General features: G+C 71.8%; 20 protein-coding genes. 14 read left to right on the top strand and 6 right to left on the bottom strand.

The window, feature by feature from the left end; translation table 11 throughout:
• Both PS467_RS30375 and PS467_RS30380 read right to left on the bottom strand, forming a co-directional pair.
• On the bottom strand, window positions 1–1317 hold the full coding sequence (locus tag PS467_RS30375) for a D-arabinono-1,4-lactone oxidase (protein ID WP_311037877.1): 1317 nt from the start codon (window positions 1315–1317) through the stop codon (window positions 1–3).
• Window positions 1280–2527 (bottom strand): MFS transporter, encoded by a 1248-nt coding sequence (locus PS467_RS30380; protein WP_311037878.1) that lies wholly within the window; start codon window positions 2525–2527, stop codon window positions 1280–1282. The genes PS467_RS30375 and PS467_RS30380 overlap by 38 nt, the downstream gene beginning before the upstream one ends.
• Window positions 2528–2646: 119 nt before the next feature.
• On the opposite strand from PS467_RS30380, the gene PS467_RS30385 reads away from it, so the two are divergent.
• Window positions 2647–3798 carry a ferrochelatase gene (locus tag PS467_RS30385; RefSeq protein WP_268974857.1) on the top strand — a complete coding sequence of 384 codons (1152 nt, stop codon included), beginning with the start codon at window positions 2647–2649 and terminating at the stop codon, window positions 3796–3798.
• Window positions 3799–3866: 68 nt separating this feature from the next.
• Window positions 3867–4667, top strand: a complete 801-nt coding sequence (locus tag PS467_RS30390) for an inositol monophosphatase family protein (protein ID WP_311037879.1) — start codon at window positions 3867–3869, stop codon at window positions 4665–4667.
• A gap of 167 nt (window positions 4668–4834) precedes the next feature.
• On the opposite strand, the gene PS467_RS30395 is transcribed toward PS467_RS30390, so the two are convergent.
• Window positions 4835–5008 (bottom strand): hypothetical protein, encoded by a 174-nt coding sequence (locus PS467_RS30395; protein ID WP_020867951.1) that lies wholly within the window; start codon window positions 5006–5008, stop codon window positions 4835–4837.
• Window positions 5009–5387: 379 nt separating this feature from the next.
• On the opposite strand from PS467_RS30395, the gene PS467_RS30400 reads away from it, so the two are divergent.
• The 4 genes from PS467_RS30400 to PS467_RS30415 all read left to right on the top strand — a co-directional run bounded on the left by PS467_RS30400 (window position 5388) and on the right by PS467_RS30415 (window position 8726).
• Entirely contained in the window at window positions 5388–6041 is a 654-nt protein-coding gene (locus PS467_RS30400; protein WP_268974859.1) for a response regulator transcription factor, read from the top strand.
• 6 nt (window positions 6042–6047) lie between these two features.
• A complete protein-coding gene (locus tag PS467_RS30405; protein ID WP_311037880.1) occupies window positions 6048–7295 on the top strand; it encodes a sensor histidine kinase in 1248 nt (415 codons plus the stop codon).
• 406 nt (window positions 7296–7701) lie between these two features.
• A complete protein-coding gene (locus PS467_RS30410; RefSeq protein ID WP_268974861.1) occupies window positions 7702–8004 on the top strand; it encodes a DUF4193 domain-containing protein in 303 nt (100 codons plus the stop codon).
• Window positions 7923–8726 (top strand): hypothetical protein, encoded by an 804-nt coding sequence (locus PS467_RS30415; protein ID WP_311040001.1) that lies wholly within the window; start codon window positions 7923–7925, stop codon window positions 8724–8726. Before PS467_RS30410 ends, PS467_RS30415 begins: the two co-directional genes overlap by 82 nt.
• Before the next feature lie 18 nt (window positions 8727–8744).
• Here the strand turns inward: PS467_RS30415 and PS467_RS30420 are convergent, their stop codons facing one another.
• Window positions 8745–9191: a DUF3093 domain-containing protein gene (locus PS467_RS30420; RefSeq protein ID WP_311037881.1), complete on the bottom strand. Its 447-nt coding sequence runs from the start codon at window positions 9189–9191 to the stop codon at window positions 8745–8747.
• A 59-nt stretch (window positions 9192–9250) separates the two neighbouring features.
• Between PS467_RS30420 and PS467_RS30425 the strand changes: the two genes are divergently transcribed.
• From PS467_RS30425 to PS467_RS30460, 8 genes are all read left to right on the top strand, one after another.
• Window positions 9251–9832, top strand: a complete 582-nt coding sequence (locus tag PS467_RS30425; protein ID WP_311037882.1) for a PaaI family thioesterase — start codon at window positions 9251–9253, stop codon at window positions 9830–9832.
• A gap of 109 nt (window positions 9833–9941) precedes the next feature.
• Window positions 9942–10469 (top strand): dUTP diphosphatase, encoded by a 528-nt coding sequence (gene dut, locus PS467_RS30430; protein WP_268974864.1) that lies wholly within the window; start codon window positions 9942–9944, stop codon window positions 10467–10469.
• A 1-nt stretch (window position 10470) separates the two neighbouring features.
• Complete coding sequence (locus tag PS467_RS30435; protein WP_268974865.1) at window positions 10471–11259, top strand: DUF3710 domain-containing protein; 789 nt, start codon at window positions 10471–10473, stop codon at window positions 11257–11259.
• Window positions 11260–11490: 231 nt separating this feature from the next.
• Window positions 11491–12300 carry a hypothetical protein gene (locus tag PS467_RS30440; protein WP_311037883.1) on the top strand — a complete coding sequence of 270 codons (810 nt, stop codon included), beginning with the start codon at window positions 11491–11493 and terminating at the stop codon, window positions 12298–12300.
• 263 nt (window positions 12301–12563) lie between these two features.
• Complete coding sequence (locus tag PS467_RS30445) at window positions 12564–15137, top strand: ATP-binding protein (RefSeq protein ID WP_311037884.1); 2574 nt, start codon at window positions 12564–12566, stop codon at window positions 15135–15137.
• 86 nt (window positions 15138–15223) lie between these two features.
• A complete protein-coding gene (locus PS467_RS30450; RefSeq protein ID WP_311037885.1) occupies window positions 15224–15907 on the top strand; it encodes a response regulator in 684 nt (227 codons plus the stop codon).
• 133 nt (window positions 15908–16040) lie between these two features.
• Window positions 16041–16391 (top strand): OB-fold nucleic acid binding domain-containing protein, encoded by a 351-nt coding sequence (locus tag PS467_RS30455; protein ID WP_037962343.1) that lies wholly within the window; start codon window positions 16041–16043, stop codon window positions 16389–16391.
• Between the two features lie 3 nt (window positions 16392–16394).
• Window positions 16395–17219, top strand: a complete 825-nt coding sequence (locus tag PS467_RS30460; RefSeq protein ID WP_311037886.1) for a DUF3159 domain-containing protein — start codon at window positions 16395–16397, stop codon at window positions 17217–17219.
• 55 nt (window positions 17220–17274) lie between these two features.
• Here PS467_RS30460 and PS467_RS30465 read toward each other — a convergent pair whose 3' ends face one another.
• The gene (locus tag PS467_RS30465; protein WP_030834322.1) at window positions 17275–17952 is read right to left on the bottom strand and encodes a potassium channel family protein; all 678 of its coding nucleotides are present in this window, start codon (window positions 17950–17952) and stop codon (window positions 17275–17277) included.
• 112 nt (window positions 17953–18064) lie between these two features.
• Window positions 18065–18733: a potassium channel family protein gene (locus PS467_RS30470; protein WP_268974870.1), complete on the bottom strand. Its 669-nt coding sequence runs from the start codon at window positions 18731–18733 to the stop codon at window positions 18065–18067.
• Between the last annotated feature and the right edge of the window lie 93 nt (window positions 18734–18826).

The following is an 18826-nucleotide window of genomic DNA, read 5'->3' on the forward strand; positions in this document are numbered from 1 at the left end:
TCAGTCGCCGAGCACCCGCCGCAGATAGTCGTTGGTGAACAGCCGGTCCGGGTCCAGCCGGTCGCGCAGGGCCGTGAACTCGCCGAACCGTGGATAGACCCCGGCCAGATAGGCGGCGTCGCGGCTGTGCAGTTTGCCCCAGTGCGGACGGCCGCCGTGCGCGATCATGATCTGCTCGGCCACCGTGAAGTACGCCCGGTGCGGGGTGCCCCGGTACAGATGGACGGCGATGTAGGCGGTCTCGCGTCCGGAGGCGGTGGACAGCGGGATGTCGTCGGCGGGCGCGGTGCGCACCTCCACCGGGAAGCTGACCCGCACACCGGACCGCTCGACGGCCGCCTTGAGCTCGCGCAGCACCGTGACCGCGGCCTCGCGCGGCACCGCGTACTCCATCTCCAGGAACCGCACCCGGCGCGGAGAGGTGAAGACTTTGTAAGGGATGTCCGTGTAGGTCCGGGCGGACAGGGCGCGGCTGGAGATCTTGGCGATTCCAGGGATGGTGGCGGGGACCGCCCGGCCCACCGAACAGGCCACCTGGAAGATGCCGTTGGAGAGCAGTTCGTCATCGACCCAGCCGCTGAGCCGGCCCACCGGGGCGGCGGGGCCGGTGCTGCGGTTGTTCCGCTTGGTGTTGCAGTTTCCGGTGTGCGGGAACCAATAGAACTCGAAGTGCTCATTCTCGGCCACGAGTTGATCGAAATCGGCCATCACGCGGTCGAAGGGCATCGGTTCCTCACGCGCGGTGAGCAGGAACTCCGGTTCCACACCGAAGGTGATCTCGCTGACCACACCGAGCGCACCGAGCCCGATCCGGGCGGCCGCGAAGATCTCCGGGTGCTCCGCCGCGGAGCAGCGCAGCACCGAACCGTCCGCCGTCACCAGCTCCAGGCCCTTGATCTGGGCGGCGATCGAGGCGCTGGCCCGGCCGGTGCCATGGGTGCCCGTGGCGGTCGCCCCGGCCACCGTCTGCTCCATGATGTCGCCCATATTGACCAGCGACAGCCCATGGGCCGACAGCGTCTCGTTGAGCTGCCGCAGCGGTGTGCCGGCCGCGACGGTCACGGTCCCCGCCTCGCGGTCCAGCCCGCGCACGCCCGCCATGCGGTCCGGGCGTATCAGCAGCCCGTCGGTGGCGGCCACGGTGGTGAAGGAGTGCCCGGTGCCCACCGCCTTCACCTTCAGCCCCTCCGCCGCGGCCCGGCGGATCAGCTCGGCCAGCTCCTGGGTGGACGACGGGGCCACGCTCCGCACCGGGCGGGCGGTCACATTCCCCGCCCAGTTACGCCACACGCCGCTCCGCACGGTCTTTACGGTCATCCGTACCCGACCCCTCCCGCTGTGGCGCCGGCCGGAGCCGGCGGTACCCGAGGAACGCCATCGCCGCCGCGAGCGCCCCGGCCACGGCCGGCACCGCGTACCCCGCACGGGCGCCGGCCGCGTCCACCACCCCTCCGGCGGCCGACGAGCCGAGCGCCACCCCGACCGCGAGCCCGGTGCTCACCCAGGTCATGCCCTCGGTCAGATGCGCGCGTGGTACGTGCCGTTCGACGAGGGCCATGGTGGTGACCATCGTGGGTGCGATGGCCAGGCCCGCGACGAAGAGCGCCACGGCCAGGAACGGCAGGTTCCCGACCAGTTGGAGCGGGATCATACTCACGGCGATCGCACAAATTCCCCACAACCAGCGACGGGCCGCCGATCCCTTCAGGCGCAGCAGCCCGAAGACCGCGCCCGCGAGGCAGGAGCCCAGCGCGTACACCGAGAGGGCCAGGCTCGCCGCGCCCTTGTGGCCCTCGTCCTCGGCGAAGGCCACCGTCACCACGTCGATCGCCCCGAAGATCACCCCGAGCGCCACGAAGGTGGCCACCAGCACCTGGAGCCCGCGCGAGCGCAGCGCCGAACCGCCGGAGTGGTGCCCGCGCGGATGCGGTACGGGCTCGGTGGCCCGCTGCGCGGTCAGCGAGAAGACCCCGGCCGCCAGGAAGCAGGCGGCCAGCAGCGGGCCCGCCTCCGGGAACCAGGAGGTGGACAGCCCGATCGAGACGACCGGCCCGACGATGAAGCAGACCTCGTCGACGATGGACTCCCAGGCGTACGCGGCGTGCAGCTCCCGCGGGGAGTCCCCGTAGATCGCCGCCCAGCGGGCCCGCACCATGGAACCGACACTGGGCACACAGCCGGCCCCGGCGGCGAAGACGAACAGCGTCCAGTCCGGCCAGCCCCAGTGCGCGCTCAGCAGCAGCCCGGCGACGGCGGTGAGCGCCACCAGGGTCGCCGGGCGCAGCACCCGGCGCTGGCCGTGCCGGTCGACCAGCCGGGAGATCTGCGGGCCGGCGACGGCGGCGGAGAGCGCCAGCGTGGCCGACAGGGCGCCCGCCAGCCCGTACCGGCCGGTGAGTTCGGAGACCATGGTGACCACGCCGATGCCCGCCATGGACAGCGTCATCCGCCCCAGAAGACCGGCCGCGGAGAACTCCTTGGCACCGGGAGCGGCGAAGATCGCGCGGTAGGGGCTGGTACTGGACAAGGCAGGCTCCGCCGGTGAGCAGGGTAAGGATCGTAGAAGCTGATACAGATTACGGTCCCGGCACCGGCTCGCCCAGGGCCGTTTTCCGCCCGTCAGGGGCTGGTGGCAGGATCGGGAGCATGCCGGATCAGTCAGTACAGCCATCCCCCGACCCCTATGACGCACTGCTGCTGCTCTCCTTCGGCGGGCCGGAGGGCCCCGAGGACGTGGTGCCGTTCCTGGAGAACGTCACGCGCGGGCGGGGAATCCCCCGCGAGCGGCTGAAGGAGGTCGGCCGGCACTACTTCCTCTTCGGCGGGGTCAGCCCGATCAACGCGCAGAACCGCGAGCTGCTGGCGGCGCTGCGCGAGGACTTCGCCGAACACGGCCTGAACCTGCCGGTCTACTGGGGCAACCGCAACTGGGCGCCGTATCTGACCGACACCCTGCGCGAGATGGTCGCCGACGGCCACCGCCGCATCCTGGTGCTGGCCACCAGCGCCTACGCCTCGTACTCCGGCTGCCGCCAGTACCGGGAGAACCTCGCGGACTCCCTGGCCGCCCTGGAGGGCGAGGGCCTGCCGCTGCCGCGCGTCGACAAGCTGCGGCACTACTTCAACCACCCCGGCTTCGTCCGGCCCATGGTGGACGCCACGCTGACCGCGCTCGCCCAGCTGCCCGAAGAGCGGCGCGCCGGGGCCCATCTCGCCTTCACCACGCACTCCATCCCGACCGCCGCCGCCGACACCTCGGGCCCGGTGGAGGCGCACACCGAGCACGGCGAGGGGGGCGCCTATGTCGCCCAGCACCTCGATGTCGCCCGGCTGATCGCCGACGCGGTGCGTGCGGAGACCGGCATCGACCACCCCTGGCGGCTGGTCTACCAGTCGCGCAGCGGCGCGCCGCACATCCCCTGGCTGGAACCGGACATCTGCGATCACCTCGAGGAGCTGCACGGCGAGGGCGTGCCCGCCGTCGTCATGGTCCCGATCGGCTTCGTCTCGGACCACATGGAGGTCAAGTACGACCTCGACACCGAGGCCGCGGCCAAGGCCGCCGAGCTCGGTCTGCCGGTCGCCCGCGCCTCGACCGTCGGTGCCGATCCGCGGTTCGCGGCGGGCGTGCGCGATCTGGTGCTGGAGCGCGCGGCCGCCGAGCGCTTCGCCGAGGACCGGGCGGCGGCCGCCCCGGAGCGCTGCGCCCTGGGCGCCCTCGGCCCGAGCCATGACGTGTGCCCGGTGGGCTGCTGTCCGGCCCGGTCGCCGCGCCCCGCCGCCGCGGGGTCCGACTGAGCGCGCCCGCCCTGCCGTTCCCGGCCCGCCACCGCTCGCCCCTGGCGGGTATTCCACCAAGGAGCACGATGACCGACCCGCTCATGACCGAACTCCTCGACACGGCGCTGGAGGCCGCCCGCGGCGCGGGTGACCTGCTGCGCGACGGCCGTCCGGCCGACCTCGGGGTGGCGGCCACCAAGACCAGCCCGATCGACGTCGTCACCGAGATGGACATCGCCGCCGAGAAGCTGATCACCGACCTCCTCGCGCGCCGCCGCCCGCAGGACGGGGTGCTGGGGGAGGAGGGCGCCAGCAGCGCGGGCAGCAGCGGTGTGCGCTGGGTGATCGACCCGCTCGACGGCACCGTGAACTACCTCTACGGCCTGCCGTCGTGGGCGGTCAGCATCGCCGCCGAGAAGGACGGCGAGACGGTCGTCGGGGTGGTGATCGCCCCGGTGCGCGGCGAGACCTTCCAGGCGGTCCTGGGCCAGGGCGCCCGGCTGAACGGGGAGCCGGTGCACTGCCGCCCCGCGCCCCCGCTCGAGGAGTCGCTGATCGGCACCGGCTTCGGGTACGTGCGCGAGCGCCGTATCGGGCAGGCCAGGGTCCTCCAGGAGGTGCTGCCGCGGGTGCGGGACATCCGGCGCGGCGGATCGGCCGCCATCGACCTGTGCGATGTGGCCTGCGGCCGGCTGAACGGCTACTACGAGCGCGGGCTCAACCCCTGGGACTTCGCGGCCGGGGCGCTGATCGCGCGCGAGGCGGGCGCGCTCACCGGAGGGCGGCCGGGCGTTCCGGCCGCCACGGAGCTGACCGTCGCCGCCCCTCCCGGCCTCTTCGAGCCGTTGCAGCGGCTTCTGGAGGACCTGGGCGCCTGGCACGACTGACCCCGCCCCGGCCCGGCCGCTGGGCACGCCAAAGCGCTCCGGTGCCATGAGGACACCGGAGCGCTTCGGCGTGGTGACCGGATGTTTTCTGGATCACATCCGGCGGTGAAAGGGGAATCGGCTACGTGGATTCCGGATCTGGATCGGGTCCGGAATCCACCACGGGATCAGGCAAACGAGGCGCTTACTTCGACACCGTGCTCGGCGGCGAGGCGACGGAGGTCTTCCAGCTCCGACTGCTCCACGTCCACAAGGAAATCGTCGCCCGTCTCACGGGCGCGAATGAGATCGGACTTGGTGTTTTCTATGCGCTGCAGAATGCCTGCGGTGAACGCGTCCATGTTGCGCCCCCTCATCGTGGGTCGGTGGCACGGGGGTGTGCCGACGGTGGGACGATCACGTGCGTGGCCCCTGCCGACGGCAAGGACAACCAAGGGGATGCCGGAGACAGGGCGTGATCGCGGGTGTGCAGTCGTCCTCCCCACCCCGTCCTCGGCGGAAACCTCGGCCGCCAAAAGAATCTGAATTCGGTCTTCCCGGGTCCGCCCGCCCCGCGCGGCCGCCCACCGCACCGGCCGCAAGATCCCGCGACGATCCCTCTTACCGCCGGTTTATGAGACTTCGAGGCAGGATGGAGGCGCCGAACGCTCATGGAGTTTGGCGAGATCACGCCCACTGCGGCAACACGCCCACTGCGGCAATGAAGGAAGGACTAACGACGTGCGTGTACTCGTCGTCGAGGACGAGCAGCTGCTCGCCGACGCGGTGGCCACCGGACTGCGCCGGGAGGCCATGGCCGTCGACGTCGTGTATGACGGAGCCGCCGCCCAGGAGCGGATCGCCGTCAACGACTACGACGTCGTCGTCCTCGACCGGGACCTGCCCCTCGTCCACGGCGACGACGTATGCCGCAAGATCGTCGAACTCGGCATCCCCACCCGTGTCCTGATGCTCACCGCCTCCGGTGACGTCAGCGACCGCGTGGAGGGCCTGGAGATCGGCGCGGACGACTATCTCCCCAAGCCCTTCGCGTTCAGCGAGCTGATCGCGCGGGTCCGCGCGCTCGGCCGCCGGACCACCGTCGCCCTGCCGCCCGTGCTGGAGCGCGCCGGGATCAAGCTGGACCCCAACCGCCGTGAGGTGTTCCGGGACGGCAAGGAGATCCAGCTCGCCCCGAAGGAGTTCGCGGTCCTCGAAGTGCTCATGCGCAGCGAGGGCGCCGTGGTCTCCGCGGAGCAGCTGCTGGAGAAGGCGTGGGACGAGAACACCGACCCGTTCACCAACGTGGTCCGGGTGACCGTGATGACCCTGCGCCGCAAGCTCGGCGAGCCCGCGGTGATCGTCACCGTGCCCGGCTCGGGCTACCGGATCTGATCCGGCATGGCGACGACTCCGACCCCACCGCCGCCGACGGTGCCGCCCAAGCCCAGCTGGGACCCGCAGCACGGCTCGCGCCCCAACCCCTGGCTGCGCCCCACGATCCGGATACGGCTCACCCTGCTGTACGGCGGGATGTTCCTGATCGCCGGGGTGGTGCTGCTGACGATCATCTACCTGCTGGCCGCCCAGGCCCTGCACGTGGGCAACGAGCTGCCGTTCAAGCTGGTCGGCGGCAGTGTCCAGCCGACCAACAACACCTGTCCCGAGATCATCGGCCAGAGCAGCCCCGACCAGTTCAACGCGGTGCTGAACACCTGCATGAAGGAGCAGCGCCAGCTGGCCCTGGACGGGCTGCTGCGCCGCTCCCTGATCGCCCTCCTGGGCCTGTCCGTGATCGCCTTCGCCTTCGGCTACGCGATGGCCGGGCGGGTGCTCTCGCCGCTCGGCCGGATCACCCGGACCGCGCGCCAGGTGGCGGGTTCGGACCTGTCCCGGCGGATCGAGCTGGACGGCCCGGACGACGAGCTCAAGGAGCTCGCCGACACCTTCGACGAGATGCTGGAGCGGCTGGACCGGGCGTTCACCGCCCAGCAGCGGTTCGTCGCCAACGCCTCGCATGAGCTGCGCACCCCGCTGGCGATCAACCGCACCCTGCTGGAGGTGCAGCTCTCGGACCCGCAGGCGTCGCCGGAGCTGACCCAGCTGGGCAAGACCCTGCTGGCCACCAACGAGCGCAGCGAACAACTGGTGGAGGGCCTGCTGCTGCTGGCCCGCAGCGACAACGAGATCGTCGACCGCAAGCCGGTGGATCTCGCCGAGGTCGCCTCCCAGGCGCTGGAGCAGGTCCGGGCGGAGGCCGAGGACAAGGGCGTGGAGCTGCGCGGAAACCGCGGTCCCGCGGTGGTCCAGGGCAACGGGGTGCTGCTGGAGCGGATCGCGCTGAACCTCGTGCAGAACGCGGTGCGCTACAACGTGGCCACGGACGGCTGGGTGGAGGTCACCACCGAGAGCCGGCAGGGCCAGGCGGTGCTGGTGGTCGCGAACACCGGCCCGGTCGTCCCGGCCTATGAGATGGACAACATCTTCGAACCGTTCCGCAGACTGCGTACCGAGCGCACCGGCAGTGACAAGGGCGTCGGCCTCGGGCTGTCGATCGCGCGCTCGGTGGCGCGCGCCCACGGCGGCAGGATCGCGGCGGAGCCGCGCGAGGGAGGCGGCCTGGTGATGCGGGTGGTGCTCCCGGTCTGACGCCGGAGGGACCGGGGCCGGGACGCGCCCGGGGTCTGTTCGCTTTGGGCGGAATTTTGGTGATCCGCCCACCACCTGCATGGTGTGTGATCGATCACATGGGCGATTTTCCGGCCATATACACTGAGTGATCGTCGCGGTTGACGGAAAGCCGGGAAAATCCGGGTTTTCGGGGGCCGTGATCACGGGAAGTACACGTCATGGCGCATGCGAGTGCGACATTCGGACCGTGTACGGTCCCGATGGCCATCCAACCCGATCACCTCTTCAGGGGTGCGGTTGGGTGTCGATTGAGTAACAGACCTTGATGTGAGGCAAAATCTCCGCCTCGGGTCGGGCACAAGTCCGGCCTCTCACGCGTTACGTGCGCTGGAGACACCGCAGACACCCAGAGGGGGAGAGCGACATGGCAACGGATTACGACACCCCACGCAAGACCGACGATGACGTCAACGAGGACAGCATCGAGGAACTGAAGGCCCGGCGGAACGACAAGTCCGCGTCCACCGTCGACGTGGATGAGTTCGAGCAGGCGGAGGGCCTCGAGCTGCCCGGCGCGGATCTCTCGAACGAGGAGCTGTCCGTTCGGGTGCTGCCTCGCCAGGCGGACGAGTTCACCTGCATGAGCTGCTTCCTCGTGCACCACCGCAGTCAGCTGGCCAGCGAGACCAAGAACGGCCAGCCGATCTGCCGCGACTGCGCGGCCTGAGCCGCGGGGTCGGCGTGGAGGCGGAGCACGACGGCGTGGACGAGGCGTATGTCGAGCGAGGCCGGACGGCCTCGCTCGCGACCGCCGTCCGCCACGGCGTGCGACGCGGCGGTGAGCGTGCGAGAGCGGGGGTTCACGCGGTCGCCGACCGGATCATCGCGAACGCTCCACGCGTCCCGGTCCGCGACCTCGCGACTCTGCGTCGGCAGTTCCCGGGGCTGGGCCCCGAAGAGCTCGCGGACAAGCTGGTGGCAGGTGCCGCCCATGGCACCTCCACCGTGGGTGCGGGCGTTGGCGCCGCGGCGATGCTGCCGGCCCCGCCCGCCATGCCCACCGAGCTGGCCGCCGAGATCGTCGGCGTGGCAGCCGTGGAGATCAAGCTGATCGCCGAGCTGCACGAGGTCTACGGAGTGCGTGCGCCCGGCACCGCGCGCCAGCGCGCCATCGCCTATCTCGGGTCCTGGGCCGACGAGCGCGGTATCGACGTCACCGTGCCGGCGAGCGTCAACGCGGCCCTCGGCGTCCAGATGAAGCGGGAGCTGCGGCAGCAGATCCTCAGACGCAGCTTCCGGAACCTGCCGGTCCTGGCGCCCTTCATGGTCGGCGCGACCGTGGGAGCCGCGATGAACCGGCGCGACACCAAGAGGCTCGCGCGCAGGGTCCGCAAGGACCTGCGGATCAAGCAGACCCCCTGGGACCTCCCGCTGCCCCTCGTGAAGTGACCCCCGGCACGCGCCCGGTCACGCGGAGCGCACGGCCGTGAGCGCGGCGGCGAGCGCCTCCGGGTCCCGCGTGGACACATACACATACGGAGTCGGGTCCTCCGGGTCAGTGACGGTCACCCGCAGCGCGGTCGGGATGTAGCTGCGCAGCAGCATGAACGCCCGCGGATCGGCCTTGTGCGTCCGCCAGGCGGTTGCCTCGGCGGCGTCCAGCACCTCCGGGGTCCCCAGGGCCGACACCGGAATCCTCGCCTCGCCCGCCACCAGTGAGTCCGCCACCACGCGCACCCGCGCCGAGCCGTAGGAACTCACCGCGACACAGGCCAGTGCCGCACCACCGATCAGCCCGCCGAGCATCGGCAGGGTGCCGAACGGCAGCATGATCAATCCCACCGAGACCCCGATCAGGAAGGCGATGAACCACCAGGAACGGGGCGCGCTGAGGCGTTCTTCGTAACGCTGCATACGTATCAGCTTGGCATGGCCGCCGATCCGGGGTGTTCTCGCGGGTAAGGTCAGCCGTTGTGACTGGACGAACGACAGGGCTGACGCCGCCGGAGGGCGCCACGGCGCCGGTGCGCCATCCCGACGCGCCCCCGCCCGGGGAGCCCCTCGGCGCGCACTACGACCAGTGCTTCGGCTGTGGCGATCAGGCGCGGGGCCTGGGGCTGATCGCACGGGCGGGCGAGGGCGTGAGCGTCACCGCCGAGTTCACCGTGCGCTCCGGGCACCAGGGCGCACCGGGCCTGGCCCACGGCGGGGTGCTGGCCGCGGCGCTGGACGAGACGCTCGGTTCGCTCAACTGGCTACAGCGGGTGATCGCGGTGACCGGGCGGCTGGAGACGGACTTCGTGCGGCCCGTGCCCGTCGGCACCCAGCTGCACCTGGAGGCACGGGTGACCGCCGTGCACGGCCGTAAGATCTACTGCTCGGCCACGGGCCGGATCGGCGGCCCGGACGGCAGCCTCGCGGTGCGGGCCCAGGCCCTCTTCATAGAGGTGCGGGTCGACCACTTCATCGAGAACGGCCGGGCGCAGGAGATCGACGCGGCGCTCGCCGATCCGGATCAGGTGAGGGTCGCGCGCGCCTTCGAGGTGAACCCGTGAGCGGCGCACGCGGGTCCGCCCGGCCGAGGACGATGACGCAGGCCGCGCCGTCGCGTCTCGCGGGCGAAGCGCTCGCGGGCGGGGCGGCGGACGAAACAGTAAGGACCTCATGAGCCCGGTGCCCGTCGACGTGCTGATCCGCAGGGTGGACCCCGAGGTCCCGCTCCCCGGGTACGCCCACCCCGGCGACGCGGGGGCCGACCTGGTCACCACCGAGGCGGCCGAGCTGGCCCCCGGGGAGCGCGCGGTTCTGCCCACCGGAGTGTCTATCGCGCTCCCGGAGGGGTATGCCGCCTTCGTGCATCCACGGTCCGGACTCGCCGCGCGCTGCGGCGTCGCCATGGTGAATGCCCCGGGGACCATCGATGCCGGGTACCGTGGAGAGATCAAGGTGATCGTGGTCAATCTGGACCCGCGCGAGAGCGTGCGGTTCGAGCGCTTCGACCGGATCGCCCAATTGGTCGTCCAGCAGGTCGAGAAGGTGCGCTTCCAGGAGGTGGCGGAGCTTCCCGGGTCGGCGCGGGCCGAAGGGGGCTTCGGGTCCACCGGCGGTCATGCCGCCGTGGACGGCACAACGGGTAGGGCAACGGGCGGGAATAGATACGCTTCGGTCGGTTCCGACCGGGAAGGACGATGACGTGTTCGGACGTCGCCGCAAGCGCAGCAGCAAGGAGGACGTCGAGTCGCTCGACGTGGCCTCCGAGGAGTTGGCCGAGGACGCGAAGGACGCGGACGGCGCTGAGGACACCGGCGCATCCGCGGAGACCGGCCGGGTGAGCCTGCCGCCGGCCCCGCGCCCCGAAGGCCCCTGGGACGTGTCCGAGGTGCGCGAGCCCGGCGAGGGCCGGGTGGACCTCGGCGGCCTGTTCGTGCCCGGCGTCGAGGGCATGGAGCTGCGGGTGGAGGTCGCCGGGGACGCGATCGTCGCCGCGACCGTGGTGCTGCGGGACAGCGCCGTGCAGCTCCAGGCGTTCGCCGCGCCCAAGAAGGAAGGCATCTGGGGCGAGGTGCGCGACGAGATCGCCACCGGCATCACCCAGCAGGGCGGGGTCGTGGACGAGGTCGAGGGCCCGCTCGGCTGGGAGCTGCGCGCCCAGGTGCCGGTGCAGCTCCCGGACGGCAAGAACGGTGTGCAGGTGGTCCGCTTCGTCGGCGTGGACGGGCCCCGCTGGTTCCTGCGCGGAGTGATCTCCGGGCAGGGCGCGGTGCAGCCCGAGACCGGCAGCCTCCTGGAAGCGATCTTCCGGGACACGGTCGTGGTGCGCGGCGAGGGCCCGATGGCCCCGCGCGATCCGATCGTCCTCAAACTGCCGAACGACGCGCAGATGGTGCCCGACGGGGTGCAGCAGGACCAGGCGCAGGGCTCGCGGTTCGCGGGCGGCGCCGACCGGCTCCAGCGCGGCCCGGAGATCTCCGAGGTGCGCTGAGCCGCGCCGTCGCGCACGGCAGGGAAGCCAAGGCCCGCAGGGGCCCGGGGCAGGGCCCCCGGGCCCCTGCGGCGTTTCCCGGAGCTTCTTCGAGCCTCTTCCCGCGACGCGTTGAACACACCCGCCGCACCGGCCGTACTCAGGGGCGCGAGACCTCGTGACGCTCTCAGGGGGAGAGGGGCGAGCCGCGAGTCACACCCGCTGTCCGACCTCGACGAGGTGAGTGATCAGATGTCGCGTGGCCTTCCGTTACCGCACCGCCGGAGAATCCTCCTCTCCGGCGCGATCGGTGGCATCACCTGTGCGGCCGTCGTGGTGGGAGCCGCCATGGCCGGTCAGGGCGGCGGCGACGGCGCCGATGCGCCGGCCGGGGCGGCCCCGGCCATCAGCTGCCCCGCCGTCGCCGGTTCCCTCCCCGAGATCCCGGCGGCGTCCCGGGCCGAGGTGGACCGCAATCTCGCCCTCCTGGACACCCAGCTAGCGGAGGCCGACGAGCGGCTCGGCAGCAGCCGGGGCGAGGGCGGCCCGGACTTCGTACGGAACGCCATCCTCGGGCCCCTGGCGGACAAGCGGAAGTCCACCCTGGACCGCATCGCGATCTCCATCGGACGGCATGCCGAGAAGCCGACGGGGCTCGACGCGCTCGCCGAGTGCACCCTGTCGGACGGCGCGGCGGCAACGGGCGGCGGAGCCGGGCAGGGCGCAGACGCGGAGCAGGGCGGCGGGGCCGGGGCGGGCTCCGGCCAGACGATCAGCTGCCCGGACGTCGCCTCTCGGCTCAGCGGCGTGCCGGCCGCCGCACAGGCCGAGGTGGACCGCGATATCGCGCTGCTCCGGACGCAGATCGACGAGGCCGGCAAGCGGCTGGCGTCCTCCGCGGGCGAGGGCGGCCCGGACTTCGTACGGAACGCCATCCTGGGCCCGCTGAAGGACAAGCGCGCCTCGACCATCGACCGCATCGAACTCGCGTTCTCCCGCCAGGGCTCGACCGCCCCCTCCGGTCTCGACGCCTTGGCGGGCTGCGCGCTCGCGTCCGGGTGAGCCGACGGCGTCAGGCCGGTCCGGTGTGAGCGTCCACCGGTGGGCCGTACTCTTCTCCGCGGAGTACGGCCCACCGGCTTGTCGCACGGGGTCTCGCCAGGGACGGGGCGTCGGGCGTCAAGGGCGCGTCAAAAGGGCGCCGACGGCCGTAAGGGGGACGTCAAGGGACGGCCGGTCCGGCCGCGGCGGGGGTTTGCTCCAGAGGGTCGCTCCGCAGGAGCTCACCCAGCGCTGAGGCGCCGGCCGACAGGGAAACTAGGCACATGGGACGCGGAAAGTTGCGGATCTACCTCGGTGCGGCACCGGGCGTCGGCAAGACGTACGCGATGCTGTCCGAGGGGCACCGGCGGGCCGAGCGGGGCACGGACCTCGTGGTCGGCTTCGTGGAGCACCACGGCCGCCGGCGCACCGAGGTGCTGATGCACGGGCTCGAGGAGGTGGACCGCCGGGAGCTGGAGTACCGGGGCAGCACCTTCACCGAGATGGACGTGGACGCGGTGCTGGCGCGCCGCCCCGCCGTCGCGCTCGTGGACGAACTCGCCCACACCAACGTCCCCGGCACCCGCAACGCCAAGCGCTGGCAGGACGTCGAGGAGCTGCTGCGGGCGGGCATCGACGTCGTCTCCACCGTCAACATCCAGCATCTGGAGTCGCTGGGGGACGTGGTGGAGTCGATCACGGGGGTACGCCAGCGGGAGACCGTTCCGGACGAGGTGGTGCGCCGGGCCGACCAGATCGAGCTGGTCGACATGTCGCCCCAGGCGCTGCGCCGCCGTATGGCGCACGGCAACATCTACGCACCCGACAAGGTCGACGCCGCGCTGTCGAACTACTTCCGGCCCGGGAACCTGACCGCGCTGCGCGAACTGGCCCTGCTGTGGACCGCGGACCGGGTCGACGAATACCTCCAGCAGTACCGCGACGAGCACTCCATCCGCTCCACCTGGCAGGCGCGGGAGCGCATCGTCGTCGGGCTGACCGGCGGCCCGGAGGGGCGGACGCTGATCCGCCGGGCCGTCCGGATGGCCGCCAAGGGCTCCGGCAGCGAGATCCTCGCCGTCTACATCGCCCGCAGCGACGGCCTGACCTCGGCCTCGCCCAAGGAGCTGGCGGTCCAGCGCACCCTCGTCGAGGACCTCGGGGGCACCTTCCACCACGTCATAGGGGAGGACATCCCGGGGGCGCTGCTGGAGTTCGCCCGCGGGGTCAACGCGACCCAGATCGTGCTCGGCTCCAGCCGCCGCAAGACCTGGCAGTACGTCTTCGGTCCCGGTGTGGGCGCCACCGTCGCCCGTGACTCCGGGCCCGACCTGGACGTCCACATCGTCACCCATGAGGAGGTGGCCAAGGGCCGCGGGCTGCCGGTCGCGCGCGGCGCCCGGCTCGGCCGCTCCCGGCTGATCGCCGGCTGGGCGGTCGGGGTGGCCGGGCCGGTCCTGCTGACGCTGCTGCTCACCGGCACCGGCGCCACCCTCGCCTCCGAGGCCGGGCCCGGCTTCGCCAACGAGGTGCTGCTCTTCCTGTTCCTCAATGTGCTGGCGGCCCTGCTGGGCGGCATGGTGCCCGCGCTCGGCTCGGCGGCCGTCGGATCGCTGCTGCTCAACTACTACTTCACCCCGCCCACCCACACCCTGACCATCGCCGACCCGGACAACATCGTCGCCATAGCGATCTTCGTGGCGGTGGCCGTCTCCGTGGCCTCCGTGGTCGACCTGGCCGCGCGCCGCACCCACCAGGCCGCCCGGCTGCGCGCCGAGTCCGAGATACTGTCCTTCCTCGCGGGCAGCGTGCTGCGTGGCGAGACCAGCCTGGAGGCGCTGCTCGAGCGGGTCCGCGAGACGTTCGCGATGGACACGGTGGCGCTGCTGGAGCGGGAGAGCGATGTCGCCCCCTGGACCTGCGCGGGCAGCGTCGGCGGCCACGGCGGCACCCCGCCGCCGCAGCGGCCCGAGGACGCGGAGGTGGACATGCCGGTCGGTGACCATATGGCGCTCGCCCTCTCCGGCCGGGTCCTGCCCGCCGAGGACCGCCGGGTGCTCGCCGCCTTCGCCGCCCAGGCCGCCGTCGTCCTCGACCGGCAGCGGCTGGCCCAGGAGGCCGAGCAGGCCCGTGAGCTGGCCGAGGGGAACCGCATCCGCACCGCGCTGCTGGCCGCCGTCAGCCACGATCTGCGCACCCCGCTGGCGGCCATCAAGGCGGCCGTCAGCTCCCTGCGCTCCGATGACGTCGCCTGGTCGGCGGAGGACGAGGCCGAGCTGCTGGCGGGCATCGAGGACGGCGCCGACCGGCTGGACCACCTGGTGGGCAATCTGCTGGACATGTCCCGGCTCCAGACCGGCACCGTCACCCCGCTCATCCGGGAGATCGACCTGGACGAGGTGGTGCCGATGGCGCTCGTCGGCGTCCCGGAGGCCGATGTCACCCTCGACATCCCCGAGCAGCTGCCGATGGTCGCGGTCGACCCCGGGCTCCTGGAGCGCGGCGTCGCCAACATCGTCGAGAACGCGGTGAAGTACAGCCCGCCGGACCGCCCCGTCCTGGTGTCCGCCAGCGCCCTCGGCGACCGCGTGGAGCTGCGCGTCGCCGACGGCGGGCCGGGCGTGCCGGACAGCGAAAAGGACCGCATCTTCGAGCCGTTCCAGCGGTACGGGGACGCCCCGCGCGGCGCCGGGGTCGGCCTCGGGCTCGCCGTCGCCCGCGGCTTCGCCGAGGCCATGGGCGGCCGGCTGACCGCCGAGGACACCCCGGGCGGCGGGATGACGATGGTGCTCACGCTGCGTGCCGCCCCCGGCCGCCCGCCGGCCGCCCCCGGCCTTCCGGCCCAGGCCGTCTCATGAGCGCGCTCGGGGCCGCCGGAACACCGGGCACACCAGCACAACGGACAGGCACAGCAGCACAACAGAACGGAAAGGCAGGCCGCCGGATGAACCGGGTGCTCGTGGTGGATGACGAGCCGCAGATCGTACGCGCCCTCGTGATCAACCTGAAGGCGCGCAAGTACGAGGTGGACGCCGCCGCCGACGGCGCCACCGCCCTGCGGCTCGCCGCCGCCCGCCATCCCGATGTGATCGTGCTCGACCTGGGCCTGCCCGATATGGACGGGGTGGAGGTGATCAAGGGGCTGCGGGGCTGGACCCGGGTGCCGATCCTGGTGCTCTCCGCCCGGCAGACCTCCGACGAGAAGGTCGAGGCCCTCGACGCCGGGGCGGACGACTACGTCACCAAGCCGTTCGGCATGGACGAGCTGCTCGCCCGGCTGCGTGCCGCCGTCCGCCGCGCCGAGCCCGCCGGGCGGCCGGACGACTCGGTGGTGGTGCGGACCGACGCGTTCACCGTCGACCTGGCGGCCAAGAAGGCCCATCGCGACGGCCTTGACGTACGGCTGACCCCCACCGAATGGCATCTGCTGGAGGTCCTGGTGCGCAACCCGGGCCGGCTGGTCAGCCAGAAGCAGCTGCTCCAGGAGGTCTGGGGCCCCTCGTACGGCACCGAGAGCAACTACCTGCGGGTGTACATGGCGCAGCTGCGCCGCAAGCTCGAGGCCGACCCCTCGCATCCGCGCCACTTCATCACCGAGCCGGGGATGGGCTACCGGTTCGAGCGATGAGTGCGGGGACGGCGTTTCGCCGGGGGCTCACCGGTACGCTGGCCGTATGAGTTCCGTACGCCACCCCTCCGACGGGGCTGACAAGGGAGACAGGGCCGACAAGGGTGACAAGCCGGCCGGCCGGTTCCGGCGGATGCTGGACCGGCTGTCGAGCTCCCAGGAGGAACTGCACTCGGCCGAGCTCCAGCAGGACGCGGAGGCCGCGGGCTGTACCAAGATCGGCGACTGCGGTGACCGCCAGATCGTCAAGGTGACGGGTACGCTGCGCACGGTGACGCTCAGGCCGCGGGCCGGAGTCCCCGCGCTGGAGGCGGAGCTCTTCGACGGCACCGCCGCGCTGGACGTGGTGTGGCTGGGCCGTCGCTCCATCATCGGCATAGAACCCGGGCGCAAGCTGATCGCCTCGGGCCGGATCTCCATGAGCCATGGGCGCCGGGTGCTGTTCAATCCGAAGTACGAACTCCGACCGCTCGGACAGGAGTAGCCGGTGACGTCAGACGACAAGACGACCCCGACCGGGCACCGCCGCACCGCCGCCGACAGCAGGGCGGCGGCGGACACCGCGCTCCTGGAGGCGTTCGGCGGGGTGCGGGGCATGGTGGACACCACCGTCCCCGGTCTGGTCTTCGTCCTGCTGTACACGATCAAGCGCGACATCCACCTCGCCGCCATCGCCGCGCTCGGGCTCACCGTGCTGCTCGGGGTCGTCCGGCTGGTGCGCAAGGAGACGCTGAAGCACGCCTTCAGCGGGGTCTTCGGGGTCGCGTTCGGCGCGATCTTCGCGATGATGTCCGGCGACGCGAAGAACTTCTATCTGCCGGGCATGCTCTACACCCTGGGCCTGGCGATCGCCTACATCCTCTCCGCGATCTTCCGCTACCCGCTGATCGGGGTGCTGCTCGGGCCGATGCTGAAGGAGAACCTCTCCTGGCGCACCCGCAACCCCGGCCGGTTCCGCGCCTACACCCGGTCCACCTGGGCGTGGGGACTGATCCTGCTGGCCAAGTCGGCGGTGCTGTTCCCGCTCTACTGGTGGGGGGACGCCACCCAGCTCGGCTGGGTCAAGGTCGCGCTCGGCATCCCGCCGTTCCTGCTCTGCGTCTATCTGACCTGGATCTTCCTCGCCAAGGCCCCGCCGCCGATCGACGTCATCGCGGAGATGGAGGCGGCGGAGAAGGCCGAGCGGGAGCGGGAGCGGACGTCGTCCGACGCCGAGCAGGCCGCCGAGCCGCTGCTCTCGGAGTGGACCGACCAGATCGTGACCGAGGCCCGTACCGAATCGGCCGACCGGCAGCCGCCGCCCCGGCACTGAGGACCGCCGCCCCGGGCTCCCGGCCGCGCCGGGAGCCCGGAAGCCCGGAGACCGGTCAGCCGGCGGCGTCCTGGCGCTGGACGGACAGGAGCTGCTCGAGCTGCTCCTCGCGCGCCTGGGCCGCGACGAACAGCAGCTCGTCACCGGCCTCCAGCACATCGTCCTTGTTCGGGGTCAGCACACGGGTGCCGCGGATGATGGTGACCAGCGTGGTGTCCTCCGGCCACTCCACATCGCCGACCCGTGTGCCCACCAGTGCCGCCTCCGGCGGCAGCGTCAGCTCCACCAGATTGGCGTCGCCGTGGCTGAAGCGGAGCAGCCGCACCAGATCGCCGACGCTCACCGCCTCCTCGACCAGCGCCGACATCAGACGTGGGGTGGAGACGGCGACATCGACGCCCCACGCCTCGTTGAACAGCCACTCGTTCTTGGGGTTGTTGACCCGGGCGACCACCCGGGGGACCCCGTACTCGGTCTTGGCGAGCAGCGAGACGACCAGGTTGACCTTGTCGTCGCCGGTGGCCGCGATGACCACGTTGCAGCGCTGCAGCGCCGCCTCGTCCAGCGAGGTGATCTCGCAGGCGTCGGCCAGCAGCCACTCGGCCTGCGGCACCCGCTCCACCGAGATGGCGGTCGGCGCCTTGTCGATCAGGAGCACTTCGTGCCCGTTCTCCAGCAGCTCACTCGCGATGGAGCGCCCCACGGCGCCCGCACCGGCAATGGCGACCCTCACGGTGCCTCCTTGTTCGCCCCGCCGCGCCGGCGGCTGATGTGACTGCCGTCCGCACGGCGCGGAGATGCGGCTTTCGTCGTCGGGTGCGGCCCGGTGGCCGGGTGTGCGTCGCTCACCGGGTCACCTCCTCGGGACCCTTCTCGAACGCCGCCTCGACCGTCTCCACCTCGTCGGTGCGCATCATCACATGCACCAGGTCGCCCTCCTGAAGCACCGTTTCGGAGGTGGGCAGCATCGCCTCGCCGAGCCGGGTGAGGAACGCGACCCGCACTCCGGTCTCCTCCTGGAGCCTGCTGACCTTGTGGCCCACCCATGAGGGGGAGGTGTGCACCTCGGCCAGCTGCACCCCTCCGCTGGGGTCCCGCCACAGCGGCTCCGCGCCGGACGGCAGCAGCCGCCGCAGCATCTGGTCCGCGGTCCAGCGGACGGTGGCCACGGTCGGGATGCCCAGGCGCTGGTAGACCTCGGCGCGGCGGGGGTCGTAGATGCGGGCCGCCACGTTCTCCACACCGAACATCTCCCGGGCGACCCGGGCCGCGATGATGTTGGAGTTGTCGCCGCTGCTGACCGCGGCGAAGGCCCCGGCCTCCTCGATGCCCGCCTCGCGCAGGGTGTCCTGGTCGAAGCCGACGCCGGTCACCCGGCGCCCGCCGAAGCCCGCGCCCAGGCGGCGGAAGGCGGTGGGGTCCTGGTCGACGACCGCGACCGTGTGCCCCTGTTGTTCCAGGGTCTGGGCGAGCGCCGCGCCCACCCGGCCACAGCCCATGATCACGATATGCATGCGTCCTACCCCGCACTCCCGATGACAGTGCCGACCTGCACAAACACCCTGATCACATCTTCCTTCCAGGACTTACGGGGCGACAGCGGGGCG

Origin of the sequence: Streptomyces luomodiensis (genome assembly GCF_031679605.1) — a bacterium.
In the GTDB taxonomy this organism is placed as follows: Bacteria; Actinomycetota; Actinomycetes; order Streptomycetales; family Streptomycetaceae; genus Streptomyces; species Streptomyces luomodiensis.

Coding starts and splice junctions, on each gene's coding strand:
- PS467_RS30375 (WP_311037877.1), bottom strand. CDS start 1,317: ATGACCGTAAAGACCGTGCGGAGCGGCGTGTGGCGTAACTGGGCGGGG.
- PS467_RS30385 (WP_268974857.1), top strand. CDS start 2,647: ATGCCGGATCAGTCAGTACAGCCATCCCCCGACCCCTATGACGCACTG.
- PS467_RS30390 (WP_311037879.1), top strand. CDS start 3,867: ATGACCGACCCGCTCATGACCGAACTCCTCGACACGGCGCTGGAGGCC.
- PS467_RS30395 (WP_020867951.1), bottom strand. CDS start 5,008: ATGGACGCGTTCACCGCAGGCATTCTGCAGCGCATAGAAAACACCAAG.
- PS467_RS30405 (WP_311037880.1), top strand. CDS start 6,048: ATGGCGACGACTCCGACCCCACCGCCGCCGACGGTGCCGCCCAAGCCC.
- PS467_RS30410 (WP_268974861.1), top strand. CDS start 7,702: ATGGCAACGGATTACGACACCCCACGCAAGACCGACGATGACGTCAAC.
- PS467_RS30420 (WP_311037881.1), bottom strand. CDS start 9,191: ATGCAGCGTTACGAAGAACGCCTCAGCGCGCCCCGTTCCTGGTGGTTC.
- dut (WP_268974864.1), top strand. CDS start 9,942: ATGAGCCCGGTGCCCGTCGACGTGCTGATCCGCAGGGTGGACCCCGAG.
- PS467_RS30440 (WP_311037883.1), top strand. CDS start 11,491: ATGTCGCGTGGCCTTCCGTTACCGCACCGCCGGAGAATCCTCCTCTCC.
- PS467_RS30445 (WP_311037884.1), top strand. CDS start 12,564: ATGGGACGCGGAAAGTTGCGGATCTACCTCGGTGCGGCACCGGGCGTC.
- PS467_RS30450 (WP_311037885.1), top strand. CDS start 15,224: ATGAACCGGGTGCTCGTGGTGGATGACGAGCCGCAGATCGTACGCGCC.
- PS467_RS30455 (WP_037962343.1), top strand. CDS start 16,041: ATGCTGGACCGGCTGTCGAGCTCCCAGGAGGAACTGCACTCGGCCGAG.
- PS467_RS30470 (WP_268974870.1), bottom strand. CDS start 18,733: ATGCATATCGTGATCATGGGCTGTGGCCGGGTGGGCGCGGCGCTCGCC.